This is a genomic window from Paenibacillus ginsengihumi DSM 21568 (assembly GCF_000380965.1).
Classification (GTDB): Bacteria; Bacillota; Bacilli; order Paenibacillales; family NBRC-103111; genus Paenibacillus_G; species Paenibacillus_G ginsengihumi.
The window spans coordinates 1-16,073 of the sequence record NZ_KB905639.1; the positions used below are offsets into that span (position 1 = coordinate 1).

17 protein-coding genes and 3 pseudogenes are annotated in these 16,073 nt (G+C 57.1%); 9 read left to right on the forward strand and 11 right to left on the reverse strand.

What is annotated here, in order from left to right:
* From F591_RS31790 to F591_RS0125145, 3 genes and pseudogenes are all read left to right on the forward strand, one after another.
* Nucleotides 1-162: pseudogene (locus F591_RS31790) on the forward strand (ISLre2 family transposase); the annotation flags it as partial.
* Nucleotides 163-377: 215 nt separating this feature from the next.
* Nucleotides 378-1,322 carry a hypothetical protein gene (locus F591_RS0125140; protein WP_026326895.1) on the forward strand — a complete coding sequence of 315 codons (945 nt, stop codon included), beginning with the start codon at nucleotides 378-380 and terminating at the stop codon, nucleotides 1,320-1,322.
* A gap of 109 nt (nucleotides 1,323-1,431) precedes the next feature.
* The gene (locus tag F591_RS0125145; RefSeq protein WP_019537353.1) at nucleotides 1,432-1,725 is read left to right on the forward strand and encodes a DUF1811 family protein; all 294 of its coding nucleotides are present in this window, start codon (nucleotides 1,432-1,434) and stop codon (nucleotides 1,723-1,725) included.
* A 12-nt stretch (nucleotides 1,726-1,737) separates the two neighbouring features.
* On the opposite strand, the gene F591_RS0125150 is transcribed toward F591_RS0125145, so the two are convergent.
* The gene (locus F591_RS0125150; protein WP_019537354.1) at nucleotides 1,738-2,454 is read right to left on the reverse strand and encodes a Crp/Fnr family transcriptional regulator; all 717 of its coding nucleotides are present in this window, start codon (nucleotides 2,452-2,454) and stop codon (nucleotides 1,738-1,740) included.
* A 219-nt stretch (nucleotides 2,455-2,673) separates the two neighbouring features.
* On the opposite strand from F591_RS0125150, the gene mobA reads away from it, so the two are divergent.
* Nucleotides 2,674-3,315, forward strand: coding sequence for a molybdenum cofactor guanylyltransferase (gene mobA / locus F591_RS29085; protein ID WP_019537355.1), 642 nt, complete (start codon nucleotides 2,674-2,676; stop codon nucleotides 3,313-3,315).
* 86 nt (nucleotides 3,316-3,401) lie between these two features.
* Here the strand turns inward: mobA and F591_RS0125160 are convergent, their stop codons facing one another.
* From F591_RS0125160 to F591_RS0125170, 3 genes are all read right to left on the reverse strand, one after another.
* Complete coding sequence (locus tag F591_RS0125160) at nucleotides 3,402-5,039, reverse strand: ATP-binding protein (protein ID WP_019537356.1); 1,638 nt, start codon at nucleotides 5,037-5,039, stop codon at nucleotides 3,402-3,404.
* A gap of 182 nt (nucleotides 5,040-5,221) precedes the next feature.
* The gene (locus F591_RS0125165; protein ID WP_019537357.1) at nucleotides 5,222-5,464 is read right to left on the reverse strand and encodes a DUF3892 domain-containing protein; all 243 of its coding nucleotides are present in this window, start codon (nucleotides 5,462-5,464) and stop codon (nucleotides 5,222-5,224) included.
* Nucleotides 5,465-5,535: 71 nt separating this feature from the next.
* A complete protein-coding gene (locus F591_RS0125170; RefSeq protein ID WP_026326897.1) occupies nucleotides 5,536-6,279 on the reverse strand; it encodes an MBL fold metallo-hydrolase in 744 nt (247 codons plus the stop codon).
* A gap of 234 nt (nucleotides 6,280-6,513) precedes the next feature.
* Here F591_RS0125170 and F591_RS0125175 point away from each other — a divergent pair, with 234 nt between their 5' ends.
* A complete protein-coding gene (locus F591_RS0125175; RefSeq protein ID WP_019537359.1) occupies nucleotides 6,514-7,128 on the forward strand; it encodes a stalk domain-containing protein in 615 nt (204 codons plus the stop codon).
* Between the two features lie 125 nt (nucleotides 7,129-7,253).
* Nucleotides 7,254-7,547, forward strand: coding sequence for a DUF1292 domain-containing protein (locus F591_RS0125180; RefSeq protein WP_019537360.1), 294 nt, complete (start codon nucleotides 7,254-7,256; stop codon nucleotides 7,545-7,547).
* A 158-nt stretch (nucleotides 7,548-7,705) separates the two neighbouring features.
* Here F591_RS0125180 and F591_RS0125185 read toward each other — a convergent pair whose 3' ends face one another.
* Together F591_RS0125185 and F591_RS0125190 are read right to left on the reverse strand one after the other, a co-directional pair.
* Nucleotides 7,706-8,125 carry a DUF1885 family protein gene (locus F591_RS0125185; protein WP_019537361.1) on the reverse strand — a complete coding sequence of 140 codons (420 nt, stop codon included), beginning with the start codon at nucleotides 8,123-8,125 and terminating at the stop codon, nucleotides 7,706-7,708.
* A 191-nt stretch (nucleotides 8,126-8,316) separates the two neighbouring features.
* Nucleotides 8,317-9,786 carry an aminotransferase class I/II-fold pyridoxal phosphate-dependent enzyme gene (locus F591_RS0125190; protein ID WP_019537362.1) on the reverse strand — a complete coding sequence of 490 codons (1,470 nt, stop codon included), beginning with the start codon at nucleotides 9,784-9,786 and terminating at the stop codon, nucleotides 8,317-8,319.
* 355 nt (nucleotides 9,787-10,141) lie between these two features.
* Here F591_RS0125190 and F591_RS0125195 point away from each other — a divergent pair, with 355 nt between their 5' ends.
* On the forward strand, nucleotides 10,142-11,317 hold the full coding sequence (locus F591_RS0125195; protein ID WP_019537363.1) for a tetracycline resistance MFS efflux pump: 1,176 nt from the start codon (nucleotides 10,142-10,144) through the stop codon (nucleotides 11,315-11,317).
* Between the two features lie 182 nt (nucleotides 11,318-11,499).
* On the opposite strand, the gene F591_RS0125200 is transcribed toward F591_RS0125195, so the two are convergent.
* Entirely contained in the window at nucleotides 11,500-12,222 is a 723-nt protein-coding gene (locus F591_RS0125200; RefSeq protein ID WP_019537365.1) for a nucleotidyltransferase domain-containing protein, read from the reverse strand.
* A gap of 193 nt (nucleotides 12,223-12,415) precedes the next feature.
* On the opposite strand from F591_RS0125200, the gene F591_RS30960 reads away from it, so the two are divergent.
* Entirely contained in the window at nucleotides 12,416-12,511 is a 96-nt protein-coding gene (locus tag F591_RS30960; RefSeq protein ID WP_019537366.1) for a hypothetical protein, read from the forward strand.
* Nucleotides 12,512-12,944: 433 nt separating this feature from the next.
* Here F591_RS30960 and F591_RS0125210 read toward each other — a convergent pair whose 3' ends face one another.
* The 4 genes and pseudogenes from F591_RS0125210 to F591_RS33720 form a co-directional block, all read right to left on the reverse strand.
* The gene (locus tag F591_RS0125210) at nucleotides 12,945-13,703 is read right to left on the reverse strand and encodes a class I SAM-dependent methyltransferase (protein ID WP_019537367.1); all 759 of its coding nucleotides are present in this window, start codon (nucleotides 13,701-13,703) and stop codon (nucleotides 12,945-12,947) included.
* A gap of 166 nt (nucleotides 13,704-13,869) precedes the next feature.
* Entirely contained in the window at nucleotides 13,870-14,586 is a 717-nt protein-coding gene (locus tag F591_RS0125215; protein ID WP_019537368.1) for a hypothetical protein, read from the reverse strand.
* 115 nt (nucleotides 14,587-14,701) lie between these two features.
* On the reverse strand, nucleotides 14,702-15,343 hold the full coding sequence (locus F591_RS0125220; protein WP_026326898.1) for a YktB family protein: 642 nt from the start codon (nucleotides 15,341-15,343) through the stop codon (nucleotides 14,702-14,704).
* Nucleotides 15,344-15,568: 225 nt separating this feature from the next.
* A pseudogene (locus F591_RS33720) lies at nucleotides 15,569-15,792 on the reverse strand (hypothetical protein).
* 119 nt (nucleotides 15,793-15,911) lie between these two features.
* On the opposite strand from F591_RS33720, the pseudogene F591_RS33450 reads away from it, so the two are divergent.
* Nucleotides 15,912-16,073 (forward strand): annotated as a pseudogene (locus tag F591_RS33450) (IS256 family transposase); the annotation flags it as partial.

The following is a 16,073-nucleotide window of genomic DNA, read 5'->3' on the forward strand; positions in this document are numbered from 1 at the left end:
GCGAGTAAGCAGGCAACGCCGCAGCAGTCGATAAACATGCGGCAATTGCTCAAGAACGTGACGCAACCGGTCAAGGGTTGTATCGCTGGAATGATTCGCATGCTGCAAGGACCGAAGCAAAGCAGCACAACGGGTATGGCACTCAAAGCACTTCGCGGATAACGGCAAAAAATTCTGACAAATCACTTGTGTTTGATGAAAGAACGAAGCAAAGCGCTTACAAGGAAGAGGTTCCTTCGGGGTTCGCGTTCCAGGCATCTTAAATGACTGCCCACGCTAGCTTGACACTGACCGAAGCCGACCAAGCGGTGCGCAGCCAAGGGGCCTATGCTATAATACTAGCATAGATGACACTAACGTACGAAAGAGGGAACCGCATGCGAGACTTTCGCTGGAGTATGCCGCCTTATTCGCTGCAAGCAGCGCAATCTGTCATACCGGAGGAGGAGGGGATGGATTGGGGCGACCGCGAATGGGGGACACACCGCTATCATATTCGGCAGCTGCTGGAGGAGGCGGTAAGCCGGCTGGCGGCTCCCGAGCGGGCGGCGGTGCTCGGGGCAGGCAACCACGGCCATGTCAGCTTGCCAGGACTGGCCCGCCGTTTCCAGCAGGTGACAGCCATCGATACGGACGCGAACGGCATTGCTGAATGGGCGGAGCAGTCCGGCCCCGGCTTGGCCGGGCGGGTGAAATCGCTGGTTCATACCGACTATACGCGGCTCGATCAGATTCATTTTTATGAAACCTTCGAAGAACTGCTGCAGCGCCACGCTCCCGCGAAGGAAATTGCCGATTACTTGCAGCAGTGCATGTACCGGGTGATCCGCTACGAGGCGCTGCCTCATCTGAAGCGCACATTCTCCTTGACGGTCATATCGGGCGTGTATACACAGCTGTTCTACGTCGACGCGCTGAGTCGTCTGGCCACCTATGCAGACGCTTACGAGCCGGAAGGGATTCGCCAAATAACGGAAGCGCTGGGCGCGCTGCGCAATCAGCTTGTGGTCGATCTGAACAAGCTGGCGGTGTCGCTGGTGCAGCCGGGCGGCTGTATTGCGCTCTGGACCGAAGTCGTGCTCATGGACGAGCGGCTCGAAGCGGAGGCGGACAAGCTGTACATGCTCAAGGACGAGGCGGAGAGGACGCGCGCCTTGTTCCGGCTGTTCGGACAATACGGATTGGAAGCGGCAACGATCGGACTGAAGGATATGAACGACCGGCTGGTGCCGGGCACCGCCTCCTTCAAAAGCTGGTTCTGGCGCACCGACGGAGGCAAAACGTATTTGGCCGCCGGATTGTCGGGCACGCCGCGCGCCTGATCATCCCCAGGCCATTTTGCCGCAGGAAAAAGCGGCATAAGCAAAGGGACGGCCGTTCGCCTCAGAGCGGCCGTCTATCCTAAGCAGCGGAAGGAGATATAACGCAGCCATGAAAAAATTGTACAGTCAAATGACGGCAGAAGAGCTGGAGCAGGAGATGCGGAGCATCAGGGAAGCGATGGAGCAGGCGGAATTTCCGAGCCAGCGGGCGGTGCTGGAGCGCAAGTGGTACACGGCCAAAGCGTATACGCTGGATCGAAGCCGGTTTACGCCGGGACTGTATAAAGTGGAGGGGCAGCAGCAGCCGTTCGAGCTTGAGTATTTGAACGGCATCATGGCCTGGGGGCGCATGGGAGATGAGCCGGAAGCCAGCTTTCCGATCTCGATGCTGACCCGGATCTAGGCCGCGCCCCGGTCAGATGCGGCACATGTCCTTCGGACAGTTCTCGCATTGGCACAAATCTTTGAGGTAGTCGATATTTTTAATGACCATCAGGCCGTTGTCCATATCTACAACGTCCTTCCTTCGCAGATCGCTCAGCATGCGGTTGACGCTCTCGCGCGTGGCGCCGATCATATCGGCCAGCTCGCTGTTCGTGATTCGTCTCGCAATGACGGTATGATCGCCGCGGGCTTCGCCGTACGTATTGCTGAGCCGAATCAGCGTGGAGCAGAGAGCGCCGGGCTTGCCGAACATCATGATGTCGCGGAACTTCGTCTGCGTCATCCGGTGCAACAGGCCCATCCACTTCATAAATTCCACTGCCAGATCGCCGTGCTGCCAGAGCAGCACCTCCAGATCCTTCTGCTGAATGACCCCGATTACGCAGTCCTCCGCCGCCTCGGCGTCGAAGCTGTGCAGCGACTCGCGGAAACCGTCCAGTTGGCCGAACAGATCGCCTTCGCCATATACGTATAAAATAAAGGTTTTGCCGTCGTCACCTGTTTTCGTAATTTTTACGCGGCCTTGCTTGATGTAGTACAGCTTGTCGGCGCAATCCCCTTCCCAGAACAGATGAGATCCCGCCTCAAGCTTGGTTTCGTACATAATTTCCTTGATTTTGGCCAAATTGCTCTCGGAGAAGTAGGCCGTGTTGTACACTTGGCCGGATTGCTGCTGGATATTCATCATTTGCATGATCCCTCCCGCGCTTCGCCGCTGTGCGAAGCATCCCGGTGTCTTTGCATTCACCATACCTTATTTTAAACGATACCGAAGTGATGTAAATCACAAGGGGCTAATTTTGGGTCCGGAAGATGTGATGTTTTTTACAGGCATGTGAACAAATTCGGTGTATATTGACCATACAAGCGGGCGGCGAGATCGCAGCGTGAAAGGGGGAGGTTAGGGATGATTAGCGGCGTAATATTGGCCGGAGGCGCCCGGGATAAGATCGATGGCGTATATCCCGAATTTCTGCGCATCGGCAGCGAGTCGATTTTGATGAGGCAGATTGGCGAGATGCAATCGTTGTGCGACGAGACGATTATTGTGACGGATGAGCCGCGAACCTATTTGGAATTCGTTCCGCGGTCGGTGCGGATTATTACTGATTTTTATGGCGGAAGCGGGCCGCTCGGCGGGCTGCATGCCGCTTTCGCATTGGCGAAGCACCCTTCGTTATGGGTGACGGCGCAGGGCATGCCCTTCGTGTCCGCCCCGCTGGCCAAATTGCTTAACGAGCATATGCACGCTTTTGGCCACGATGCCGTCATGCCCCGCCAGGAAGGCAGGCTGCAGCCTTGGCACGGCTTGTACCGGCAAGCTTGCCTGGACGATATCGTCGCGCTGCTGGAGGCCGGGGAACGAAGCTGGAAGGCGCTGTTCGACCGGATATCGTGGGACGTACTGGATGAGTCGCTGTGGCGCGGGCTCGGGCGAGGCTCCTGCTGCACGCTCCGGATCCGGAATGCCGAAGATTACGGCAAGGCCGTCATCCTTCAGCAGACGTATGTCGATAACAGGTCCAGCAGTACGTCGGGACGGGCCTAGGCGCCGGCTGCCGGGCTGGGCGCCGTTCGCCCGGAGCGGCAAGGTCCGGGCGGCCTCGTCTCCGGGGGGGCCTCATCATATAACGATTATCGAACCTCGGAGGAGGAAGCGCCGGCGCCATGCATCGCAATATCCTCTTTATGCTCGGCCAGAGGCAGCGTAATCGTGAACTTGGTGCCTTTGGCCGCTTCGCTTTCAACCTCGATCCTGCCTTCGTGATCCTGCACGATTTTATGGCAGATCGACAGGCCGAGACCCGTGCCCGAATCCTTCGTCGTATAGAAGGGCACGAAAATTTTGTCCAGATCCTTCTCCGGGATGCCCGTTCCCGTATCGGCGACCTCGATGACGGCAAGCCCTTCCTCGGAAGAATACAGGCGGATGGTGACGACGCCCTGCTCCGGCATCGCCTCCAGCGCATTTTTGACGAGATTGAGCAGCAGCTGCAGCATTTTGTCCTGGTCCATCAGCATATTCAGCGGTTCGTCCGCGGGCTCGAATACGATTTGATGCCCGAGCCGGCTCACTTCGGAATCGAGCAGGGAGATAACTCTCTGGATGCATTGACCGATCGAATGAACGCGGTACTGGGAGACGTGCGGCTTGGAAAACTGCAAAAATTCCGCCGTCAGCATGCTCATCCGGTTAATCTCGTCCATGATGAGCTCGTACCATGGCTCGATGTTGAATTGCCCTGCCTTCGACAGCTGCAGGAAGCCCTTGATCGTTGTCAGCGGATTGCGGATTTCATGCGCCATGCCCGAGGCGAGCTCGCCGACGACGCGAAGCTTCTCCGAGCGCAGCATATGCTCCTCGCGCTTCAGCCAGCTTTCCCGCTTCATCGTATACAGGTTGCGTTCCGCAACGAGGATGAGGTCGTCCTTCGTCACTCCGTCGTTCGGGCGAGAGGCGATGCCGAATGTGATTTCAAGCCCGGTCAGCTTCGGGAATTCCGAGGCAAGCAGCTGCTTGACGCTGCTTAACGAATCGTCCAGATCGTCCGTGACGAACACGAGCGCGAATTCGTCGCCGCCGACCCGGCTGATGAAGGACGCTGACGGGAACATGATGCGCAGCATCTGCGCGGCCTGCTTCAGCATATGATTGACCCCTTCGAAGCCTGTCGTCGTGTTGTGCGATTTCAGATCCTTGCAATCCATCAGCACGAGCAGCACGGAACGATTCTCCTCTACCAGCAGCTCAAGCCGGCGGTGAAATTCCTCGTAATTGATAAGTCCCGTCAGCGCGTCATGCGTGCTGAGATGTTTCTTCTCGATCGTAAGCACCTGCTTCTGTTTTTCGATGTCAGTCAAATATTTGCGGAACAACCGGGCAAAAGCAAGGAGGCTGAGGGAGCCGAATACAATCGCGGCGATCGCTTCGGCGGATAACGGGCGAAGGAGACTGCTGACGGCGGCAAAGGCAGCGGTTAACAGAAGGAAGACGGCATCGGAGCTGCGAAGGCTGGAGTGGAGCAGGGTGCGGCCCCAATGGGCGATGTAGAGCGGCAGACACCAGCTGGTTCCGCTCGTCCAGTGAAGCAGCACGAGCAGCGCATGCTGAATCGGGGGCAGCGCTTTCGAAGCGCTCCGATTCGCCCAGTGGGAAGCGATGTAACCTGCGACAGCGGCGATCATCCATTGCGGATGCGGCGAGTAGTCGAAATAGATGGAAAAGGCACCTATCATCAATGCATGAATTGAGATCATTCCGTTCCAGGACATGCGGCTCAACTCCCAATAAATTCAAGGTTATAAATGGAATTCTGTGCTTCCTTGAAAATTCCTGCCTGCGGAAAATTTTCAAAAGAAATAAGACGCCGTTTCCTGGAAGCGGGACAAAGCGCAAAAAGGACGGTTCCCTGAACAAGGAAACCGCCCCCCCCGGGCGTCGCGAGCCGGCCTGATTATTCGAAGGTCGGCAAGTTGTCCAAATTGTTGTCTTCCCGGCCGTCCGGGTTGGACCGCAAATGCTCCTCGCCGTCCCGGCCGCGGAATACGTTCAAATTGTCGATTTCGTTGTTTTTGACCATCGCTTGCGCGGTTTTGTAATCGACGATTTTGCCGGATGTCAGCTTGAGCTTGACAATGTCGCCGTCTCCGTTTTTTTGCACGGCTACGACTTGTTCTTTAGACGGTTCCTGTTGCATCTCCATCGCCTCCTTACAGCATAGGCTTCCCCGGAGGACGCCATTTTACGCTCCCGCGGCGGCATTGCCCTTCAGAAGCGATAAATTTTGCCCTGCTCGATAAAGGTCATCGCCCCGGTCTTTCCCTCAAACTCCTCCTTATTATCGCCGTAGTGCATAAGCAGCACTTTGCGCTGAATGTCCTCAGGCAGCGTCAGCAGCTCTGCGAGACTGGCGTGCACCGTTCCCGGTTCGAACAGCTGGCAATCGTGCAAAATCGCCTCGCAGCCCCGGTTGCGGTGAAAATCCGCCAGCAGCGCCGGATCGAAGCGGGCGTCGGAGCTGTAGAAGACTTTGCCGTTCAGATAGAGGGAATAGCTGGGCTTGTTCGGAATATGCCTCGTCGGCACAAGCTCTACCGTGAATTCGCGTCCGGCGATCGGAAACGGCACATGCGGCTCCAGCACGACGACATCGAAGTAATCGTCCAGGCTGCAGAAGCCTTCTTCCTTGTTCTCCAATCCGCCCTTCAGCGTGTGTATCCACAGCGTTTCTTTCAGGAGGGAGGGAACAAGCAGCTTGATGCGGCGGCGAAACACATACAGAAGCTGAAAGGCGATCTCCTCGAGGCCGCCGACGTGATCCGCATGAATATGGGTAATCAGCACGCCGTCCAGCTGACCGAGGTCGATCTTGAGGGCATCCAGCGCTCTGGTCGCCGTCACGCCGCAGTCGATCAGCAAAGTAAAGCCGTTGCAGCGGAGCAGAGCGTTGTTATTGTAATATTTTTTGGAAAAAGCGCTTCCAGTTCCGATCATTTGAAGGTGTAGGCTCACGAGCGATCCTCCGATATGTCGATTTCCCGCTATGATTTATAAACTTACCATAGTTCTTCATGAGCATTCAAGACAAATATGGAATAGAGTTACAAATATCGGAATTTCATTACAAAAAACGCACGGTGTCTGGAAAGCGCTGTTTTGAAAAAAACGGGTCCGAATTCGCGCAACTCTTGTCAGCCACGTGAGTATAACATATCAGAACGAAGAACACGATGGAGGTTTGCGAACATGAAAGTGCCACGAGTGCTGACGCTGGTGCTGTCGCTGTCCATGTTCGGCACGGCAGGGGTGCTGGCGAATTCCCTGCTTGGCGAATATGAGGGCTACACGAAGGCGAGGGTGGTCATCAACAACGTGGAGAAGACATTCAAGGAAGGCGAGACGCCGGCATTCATGATTAACGGCAGCACGGTTTTTCCGGTACGTACGCTGTCCGAATCGCTGCAGTCGCTCGTCAAATGGGACAGCTCGACGAACACGGTGTCCATCCATAAACCTAACGTTCATATGTTTGTCGCGCAGAAGGTTGAAGACAACTACTCGGTCAAACAGCCTTTTGGCGGCGTCAAGAAAGGGGATAAGCTCGACTTTGCCGTATTTGCGCAGGTGGACAGCTTGACGACCCCGTTCCACTCCTTCAAAATTTCCATTGTCAGTCCGTCCGGCCAGGAAGTGGCCATGCATGAGAAGGTGGTGGACGACAAGAAGGAGAGCTTCTGGTATCCGTGGCCGTTCACGGTGACGTTCAGCGAAGCCGGCAGCTACGTCGTCAAGTTTTCCATCAAATTAAGCCAAGATACCGATTACACTGTCGTATCGGAAAAGGTGATTTTATCCGAATAACCAAAAGGGGGAACCGTCAGGGAAGAGGCGCGGCATCCGTTGTGGGACATGCCGCATTGACTGGGTAGATGCGTCATGATACGATACGAGGGAACCACAACTACATAATGAAATGAGGTTTTCCGATGAGCGATCATATTCATGACGCTTCCTGCGACCACGATCACGAGGAAGATATTTTCATCGTGACCGACGAGAACGGTACAGAACACGAGATGGTGATGGTCTACACCTTTGAAGCCGAGGAACGCGCCTACGCGGTGCTGCTGGACCGCAACGATGTGGAGGCCGACGGGGTGATTTTCCGTATAGAAGAGCAGGACGGAGAAGCTTACCTTGCCAGCATTGAAGACGAGGAAGAGTGGAACCGGGTCGTAGCGATCTATAACGAAATATTGGAAGAGCAGGACGAGGCTTGAGGCCAGCTCACGCGAACCCTTTCGGTGATCCGAAAGGGTTCTTGTCGTTCGCGGGACAAGCTTCCCGGCTTGCCGCCGCCGCATCGCTCGCTTCAAGAAGCGGATGTCCGGCGGTCGTCGCAGTGAAAGCGCGGCACCTGAAGGGGCGGAGGAAAGCGTTATTTGCGCGGATTAAAAAACATCGTTCGCCCGTTGAACAGGTGCAGCTCGGCTTTCCAGCGTTTGGCCAAATATTTGCAAAATTCGTTGCCCTTGGCCTTGTCGCCGTGCGTGGCGCCGTCCGGCAGAACGACCTGGACATAGTGCACCTCGCGATCGCCCCGGCTTTCGCTGCCTACGCCGAGGACGATGTAATTGTACCGCGCGTCGGTGCCTTTCAAATAAAACCACTGGCCTTCGCTTTCCGGCTTTGTCTCGATCGTGTAAGGAAAGCCGGCCTCGGCGTAATCCCACCCGAGCTGCTTGCCCGTCAGCGCCAACTGCTCCTGATAGTGGAGAAGCTGCTCCTTCAGCTCATCCAACGTCAGCGAGGTTAGCGCGGAGCCTTCGACGAATTTGATATATGCGCTTTGCGCCATGACGGTTCACCTGCCTGCAATTGATAATAGGAAAGGCTTTCATGACTGCATCAAGATTCATCATAGCATTAAGATTTTGGAAATACAATGCAGCAGGCAGCAAACAACGGCAAACAAAAACCATGTGCTCTCCTTTCCCGCTTGGCGCGGTTTCGGAAAACGCATGGTTTGCTCTGCGGCGGCCCGCTTTTTCAGAAAATCGCGGGAATCTCCTTAATGACCTTGACGCGCTCGATGCTGCGGTCTTCCGGTCCTTTGACAGGCAGGCCGACCTCAATATGCTCGCTGATGTAGTCGATCAGGTCTTGGCTGATGACCTCGCCCGGCAGCAAAATCGGAATGCCCGGCGGGTAGACATAGATGAATTCGGCGATAATGCGGTCCGCCGATTCCTTGAACGGAATAATCTCCGTATCGCCGTAGAAGGCGTCGCGCGGCGTGAGCGTCAGCTCGGGAATGCGCGGAATTTTGATGACGAGCTCGTTCTCCTGGCGGATGCTGTAGTTGGCCGCGGCCAGCTCGCGCAGCGCCTGCAGCAGCGTATCGATATTGTCGCGCGTATCGCCGGGAGTCACCAGACACAGGATGTTGTACATGTCGCTGAGCTCGACCTCGATGTTGTACTTGTCGCGAAGCCAGTTCTCCGCATCGTACCCGGTGATGCCGAGACGGCGAATATGCACGCAGATCTTGGTCGGATCGTAATCGAACGTCGCTTCGGAGCCGAGAATGTCTTCGCCGAAGCAGTACAGCCCCGGGATGCGGTTAATCTGCTCGCGGGCGTATTGCGCAAGTCCGATCGCCTGTTCCGCCATGGCGGCTCCGTTCAAGGCCAGATGGCGGCGGGCCGCATCGAGCGAGCCGAGCAAAATATACGAGGTCGAAGTCGTCGTCAGCATGCTGATGATCGTCTTGGCCCGCTGGACGTTGATCCGCTTCCCGCGAATATTCAGAACCGAGCTTTGCGTCATTGAGCCGCCAAGCTTGTGAACGCTGGTCGCTGCCATGTCCGCGCCGGCCTCCATGGCGGACAGCGGCAGCTTGTCGCTGAAATGGATCAGGGCGCCGTGGGCCTCGTCCACAAGGACGGGAATATCGTAGCTGTGAACGATATCGACGATTTCCTTCAGGTTGGCGCAAATGCCGTAATAGGTCGGATTAATGACAAGCACGGCCTTGGCGTCGGGATGCGCCGCAAGCGCCCGGCGGACCGAGCGGGTCGTCACGCCGTGGTCGATTCCCAGGTTCCCGTCGCGCACCGGGGATAGAAAGACCGGCTTGGCGCCGGCGAAGATGATCGCCGACAAGACGGATTTGTGAACGTTGCGCGGGACGATGATCTTGTCGCCTTCGCTGCACACGGTCATAATCATCGTCATGATTGCGCCGCTCGTTCCCTGTACGGAGAAAAACGTATGGTCCGCTCCGAACGCCTGCGCGGCCAGCTGCTGGGCTTCCTCGATGACGCCTGTCGGCTGGTGCAGGTCGTCGAGCGGGGCTATATTGATCAGGTCGATCGAAAGGGCGTTCTCGCCGATAAATTCCCGGAATTCCGGGTCCATGCCGACGCCCTTCTTATGTCCTGGAATATGAAACTGCAGCGGATTGCGTTCTGCATGCCGCTTGAGAGCGGTGAACAATGGAGTGTTCTTCTGATCCATGGTCAGCCCTGCCTTTCGCGATAAATACAATGCCGGCCTGCGGCGGCCTGCAATTAAGTAAACAAAATGAGTATAGCAAAATACGACACGGATGCAAGTAAATTTTCTATGCAGGCGCAAGGCGCGCCCGCGAGGCTTTAAGGCGCTTGTCCGGCAGCTTCCCGCGCATGCGGTCACTTAGAGGCGCGGCGGTCGATGCGGCCTTTTAGTTTTGGCGATTTTGTTAAGGATCGCAAGGCAAATTTCCATCGGCGAACAAGTTATGGTACGATGTAATGAAGTCAAGTAAGGATGAATGAAGTCAAGCAAGCCAGGATCTAACGAATGCTTGTATCGCAGGAGGAATCCAACATTCATGAACAAACAGCTGGGGATCATTGCAGTGCTTCTGATGACGACCTTCACCGGCTTCGGCATCATTATTCCCGTGCTGCCGGACGCTGTAACCGGATCGGGGGCCCAATCGTTTCATCTGGGCATGCTGCTGTCGGTCTATTCTCTGGTCTCCTTTCTGATGTCCCCTTTCTGGGGAGGCTTGTCGGATCGGATCGGGCGCCGTCCGATTATTATGGTCGGCACGATAGGCTTCAGCCTGAGCTTCTTCCTGTTCGGCATTGCCGGCGACCATCTGTCGCTCATGTATGTATCCCGCGTTCTCGGAGGCTTGTTCTCCGGCGCCGTGACGGCTTGCGCCGTCGCCTACGTGGCGGATATTACGAGCGAGGAGAACCGGACGAAAGGAATGGGGCTTGTCGGCATGTCGATCGGCCTCGGTTTTATTTTCGGCCCCGCCTTCGGAGGGCTGCTGAGCCATTGGGGCACGCAGGTTCCGTTCTTCGTATCGTCGGTGCTGGCGCTCGTTACGTTCGCCCTCGCCTTCACGATGCTTCCGGAATCGCTCTTGCCCGAGCAGCGGCGCAAATCCCACGAGGCGAAGCCGTCGAGATGGACCGCTTTCGTCGGATCGCTTAAGTATTTGTACATTCTGTCGTTCTTCGTATCCTTTTCGCTTGCCGGCCTGGAGGCGACGCTGCTGCTGTTCGAGCGGGACCGCATCGGCGCTACGGCCTCGCAGCTCGGCATCATGTTCGCCGTCAGCGGCGTCGTCGGCGCAGCCATCCAGGGCGGCGTCGTGCGCCGGCTTATAAAGCGCGGGGAAGAGGCGCGCGTCATCGGCATCGGGCTCGTGCTGTCGGCGCTCGGCTTCGGCCTCATCCTGCTGTCGTCGAATTTGCTGAACGCCACGATCTATTTGTCCGTCTTTGCCGCCGGCAACGCGCTGATCCGTCCCTGCGTGACGTCGCTGATCACTCAGAAGACGACGGTCGGACAAGGCACGGCGTCCGGTCTCAGCTCCTCGATGGACAGCCTCGGCCGCATTGCCGGTCCGCTGCTCGGCGCCGGCGTCTACGAATACAGCAACAGCCTGCCGTTCGCCACAGGGGCCGTGCTGTCGCTTGCTGCGCTGTTTCTGCTGTACCGCTTCATCACGCTGGACCGCGCCGCCCGGACGGCCCGGCAAATCGCATAACGCTTCATCGCTTTCAAGCTGCCCTTATGATGTGCAGGGCAGCTTGTTTTACGTCCAGCAGCATCCGTTTGCCCATGAATGAATGCGAAGTGCGTTTTTTGCCCGTTGCCGTTCGTCCCCTAAAGAGGATTGAGCGGCCCGGGTTTTGCTCATTGCCGGGCGCCGCAAGCCTTAACCTCCGCTTACCACTCGCCATCCCCGACCATTCCTTCGAAAAAGCCGGTAAACAACAGTCCTCCGTATGGCGCCAGCGTCTCCGCGGTTATGTCCAGCAGCGGCTTCCGGCAATCGTCCCGGAAGAAGCGTTCCCCGGCCTCGTACAGCCGCGCGCAGTAATCGGCATCGCATGCGGCGAGCTCCCTGTAAAGCCATTTGCCTTCGCCAAGCCACTTGCCCGCAGCGCGCAGCTTGAACCTTTGCACCCGGCCGAACAGCGAACCGGCGATGAGCAGGCTTTCTTCGCGGCTTTTGCTGCCGCTTAAATCCGACCAGTCCTCGCTGATCTCGTACCGCGCTTTATCGAGCTCCTGCCGGCTCCAGGCCGGCGGCCCCTGCTCCAGGTCGGCCAAGGCTTCCCGGATCACGCTCTCAAGCTCGGGATGGGTTCGCAGCGGCAGACCGAAGGCGATCAGGCGTTGCAAGGTCGGCAGCGCCGATTCAACGCCCAAATCGAAGAAATACCGATAGGTATCGCGGTTCAGCACGAACGCCTCGAAACGTCTGCCGCGGTACGGCATCGTTCCGTGGAACGGTCCCGGCTGCGTCTCGTCGAAGATAATGACGTCCCAATCGGAATGGTCCGTATCCGCTCCCCGGGCAACGCTTCCGCCGAGAAAAGCGCAATCGCAATTCGGAAAACGGTTCTCGATGAACGAAGCCGCTTCCTGGATCGATGAGCTGCCCATCCGCCGTCCCTTCCTTTCCGTCCATCGTCTGCCGGCGACCCGGCAGCGCTTCTCATGGTAACAGCATATGACCGGCTAGCCGAGCGGCGACGGGGGATGCGCATAATCCGCGGATATCCCGGTGATACCTGCCCACATCAAAGGACGACTCTGTTAATATGATAAACCGAGCTTGGAAAAAGGAGGTGCCGATATGGGTGGTGTAGGATACGGCGGTTTTACTTCGACGGGCGTCATTCTGGTCCTCTTCATTCTGCTGGTCATCGTACTGACGGCGTGGGGGATCTGAGGCGCGGCCTCCACTGAATTGGAGGAAGGAGAGGGCTGCTCCCAAGTCTCGGGCGATGTCTATGCTGACTCGCCCGGGATGCAGGGAGCAGCCCTGATTTTAACGGTGCAGAAAGTTTAACTTCGCTAAAGCGATAAAGCGAAGTGCGACTTTCTGTACCAAGAAAATCAACCGCTAGACCGCGGTCCGCTCATCCTTGAATGGGCGTCGATAAAAGTTTTTCTTATGTTACAGAAAGCGCAGGCTTCGCCAGTGGATGAAAGTAAAGCGCGGCGCACGAGAAAGGCCGGCTGCCCGGGAGGGGGAGTCGGCCTTAATCCGTCATATACAGGATATATCGTTATGACTCGATAGACGTCGCATGAGCTTGCTTGCCAAACGGCGTCATCGAATCCACCGGGATGGCGAAGTCAGCATGGTGGCGGTCAACCGGTTATTCCGCTTCGCTTTCGGACGAGCGGTCATCCGGGCCTTTCCGGCCGATCATCACCGCGTGGCCCAAATGCTCCCGGTTGTTGTCGATCAACTCATCGTGACGAGCCGTCTTCTGCCATATGTCGGGATCGAGAAAGGCGCCGCGATCGACGACCTGCAGCTCGTCCGGATGATGAATCAAATCTTCGCCGAGCGCTTCGGGGAACGGCGACGGGTTCCAGATCTGCGCCTGGCCGAAGCCTGCGCGGTAGAGGGCGCTCACCCATTCGTCGCATGTCAGCAGCCGGGAATAACCGAAAAAACCGGCCAGCTGCCGCTGCTCTTCATCCGGCAGCTCTCGCATTACGACGACCTCGCGGTCGTAAAGCGTTCCCCCCGGCCGCAGCACGCGGCAGTATTCCGCCAGCGCGAGCGGGATGTTGCCGAAGATGGTTACGGATTCGGCCATCACGATATCGAAGCTGTTCGAATCGAGCGGCAGCGCGGCGATATCCCCTTGGGCGAACGTGACCTCGACGCCTTCTTTGTCCGCGCGGTACCGCGCCTTCTGCAGCATATCCGGGCGAAGGTCGAGCGCGGTCACCTTATGCCCCTGCTTTGCCAAATAGCAGGCCGTTCGCCCCGTCCCGCAGCCGACCTCGAGTATACGGCTGCCGGGAGGAAGCGGCAGCTGCCGGAACTGCTCCAGCGTGGCGGTGAATCCGCCGGGATGGGCGCTGCCGGCTCCGAGCCTGGCCAGAGCATCCAAATATTCCATCGGTATACACTCCTTCACCAATACAGATGTACCAGTGTATTCTGCGGAGCGCGATGGGTTGACGGCGTATGTCCCTATTCCCGTCAAGGGGGCGGGATTGCCGCTCAAGTGCGAAGAACCGCCCTGTTGTCAGAGTGGTTCTTCGCGTCTTGCCGGCCGGCGCAAGTCAATGGTTCGGCGCCGCGTCCTGCGTCTTGTCGCCGCGCTTGCGATCAACCATCTTCTCGATCCACGGCGTCAGCTCATCCTTGATTTTGCCGACCAGCTGCTCCTTGCTCATGCCCTGGGCCTTGGCGATTTCGGCCAAAGATTTGCCTTCCTTCAGCTGCGCCTTCAGGTCGTGTTCGGACATGCCGAGCATTGCGGCCAGCTTGTCTGGGGCAGGCAGCATGCCGTGCCCGCGCCTGCTGTGGAAATCTTTTCTCAGCTCGCCGAGCTTATGGTTCACCATAAACTGCAGATGCTTATCCATATGCTCTTTCATCTTGGCGGCCTGGTCCGCGGTCAGCTTGCCGGCGGCAGCGGCCTCGTCGATCCGCTTCGTGCGCTCGGCCTTCAGCTTGGCGAGGAGATCGTGTTCGGAGATGCCCTTTTCCTTGGCGATCTCAGCCAGCGTCTTCGTTGTCAGCGCCTGCTCGAGCGCTTGCTTGTCCATGCCGAGCACGGCGGCCGCTTCCTCGACGATGGCGCTTTGCCGCTTGCCGCCCGGCTGCACGGTGACCTCGTTCTCCGAGGCCGGGGAAGCTGCGGATTGCTGCGGCACGAAGTCGCCCGTTCCCTTGGCGCGGACGACCGATTTCGTCCCGTACAAGGCTCCTCCGCCGAGGATAAGCGACAGTGCGAGCGACGAGACGATCAGCTTTTTGACGCATTCAATCTTCATGGTTCCACCGCCTTCCGATGTAAAAATGGGGTGTTGCGCATTCTGCGCTCCATGCGGATAAGGTTCCGCTAATCCTAATGTGTCCGGCTAGGCTTAATTCGAGTTTAAATCAAGCTTAGGCCAAGATTAATTTTTGCGAGGCCATCCGGTACAGAGGCAGCACCGTCTCGAAGACGCGCTCCAGCTCTGCGATCAAGCGGGGACCGTCGGCAGCGAGCGGATCATTCCGGTCGATATGCACTCCGAGCAGCGCCTCGGCCTTCTTCACCTGCTTCAGTCTGCGGAGCATATCCGCCGCCCGCTCTGCATCGAGCTGATCGTGGCGGATTCCCTGCGGCTGCGTGTGGTCCAGCGACCAGACATAGTGGCCGGGAATCGCCGCTCGGATGCGCTCCCAATGCCGCTCGAGCTCGGCAGCGAACGCCGGCTTGCGGTCGCTTTCGTAGATCAGCGCGAATTGGGCGAACAGATGCGTGGACCAGAGGCCGACCTGAAAATGCGGATGAGCCTTGTAGCCTTTTTTGTTGTTGGCCCAGGCGACCCATGTATCGTTCGGCGGGTGAACCGTGCGCCGGGCATGTTTGGCTACGTGCGGGAACATCTCCTCGCCGCAAAGCGCGGACAAATAGGGGGCCATCGTCTCGCCAAGCGCGTGCAGCTTGGGCCGCACCCGCTCGATCAGCGCCTCCATGCGGGGCTCCAGACCGGGAATATCGAATACGTCAAAATCTTCTTGAACGAATCCTTGAAATGTCATGATGTACATTGCCTCCTTACCGTCAAGACGCCTTGTCTGCTTCCGCGGCGCCTCGGCCTCGCCGCAGCGGCGAGCCTTGGGCGAGCAGCCGGGATATCCGCGAACGGACAGGCCTTGCGCCTTCATCTTCCACTATAACATAACTCGGCCCAACCGCGAAAAAAGACGTTTCAACCGTTCCGTCATCGGCCGTCCCCTGCGGTATTGAAAAATTCGTCGAATTTTTCAAAAGAGACGCCTATGCCGCTTGCGTGGCACCATCAAGATGATGAAAATGGGCTGCACACCTCGGGCTATTCTGCAAGAGTCCGCAAATGTTGTATTTTGTACAACAAAAATGGGGGGATGAACCCTATTTGCGGCTCAATGTTGCACTTTGTACAACATTTTGGGCGATGTTTCCGGGTTTGAAGCCAATTTCGCCTAAATTGTTGCACAAAATGCAACATTACCCTTCCTCTTGTGGATGATGTACAATAGTTTGTGTAACCAGAATTTGTGACCTGCAGGCGCAAAAAAAGTAGGGTATCTTGGAGTGTGCGTAAACCACAAGAAAGGAACCCTACTCATGACTACTATACACCAAGATATGCTCGCAGATCTATTTGAAAAACTTGTCACGCAGTTTATTAAAGAGAACCTGGAGTCCATCATGAAAGCTGAAATCAAAAGCTTCATGGAGAATGAACAAGAAAAGCCTAATAGTCGGAACGGATACTACCAGCGCTCT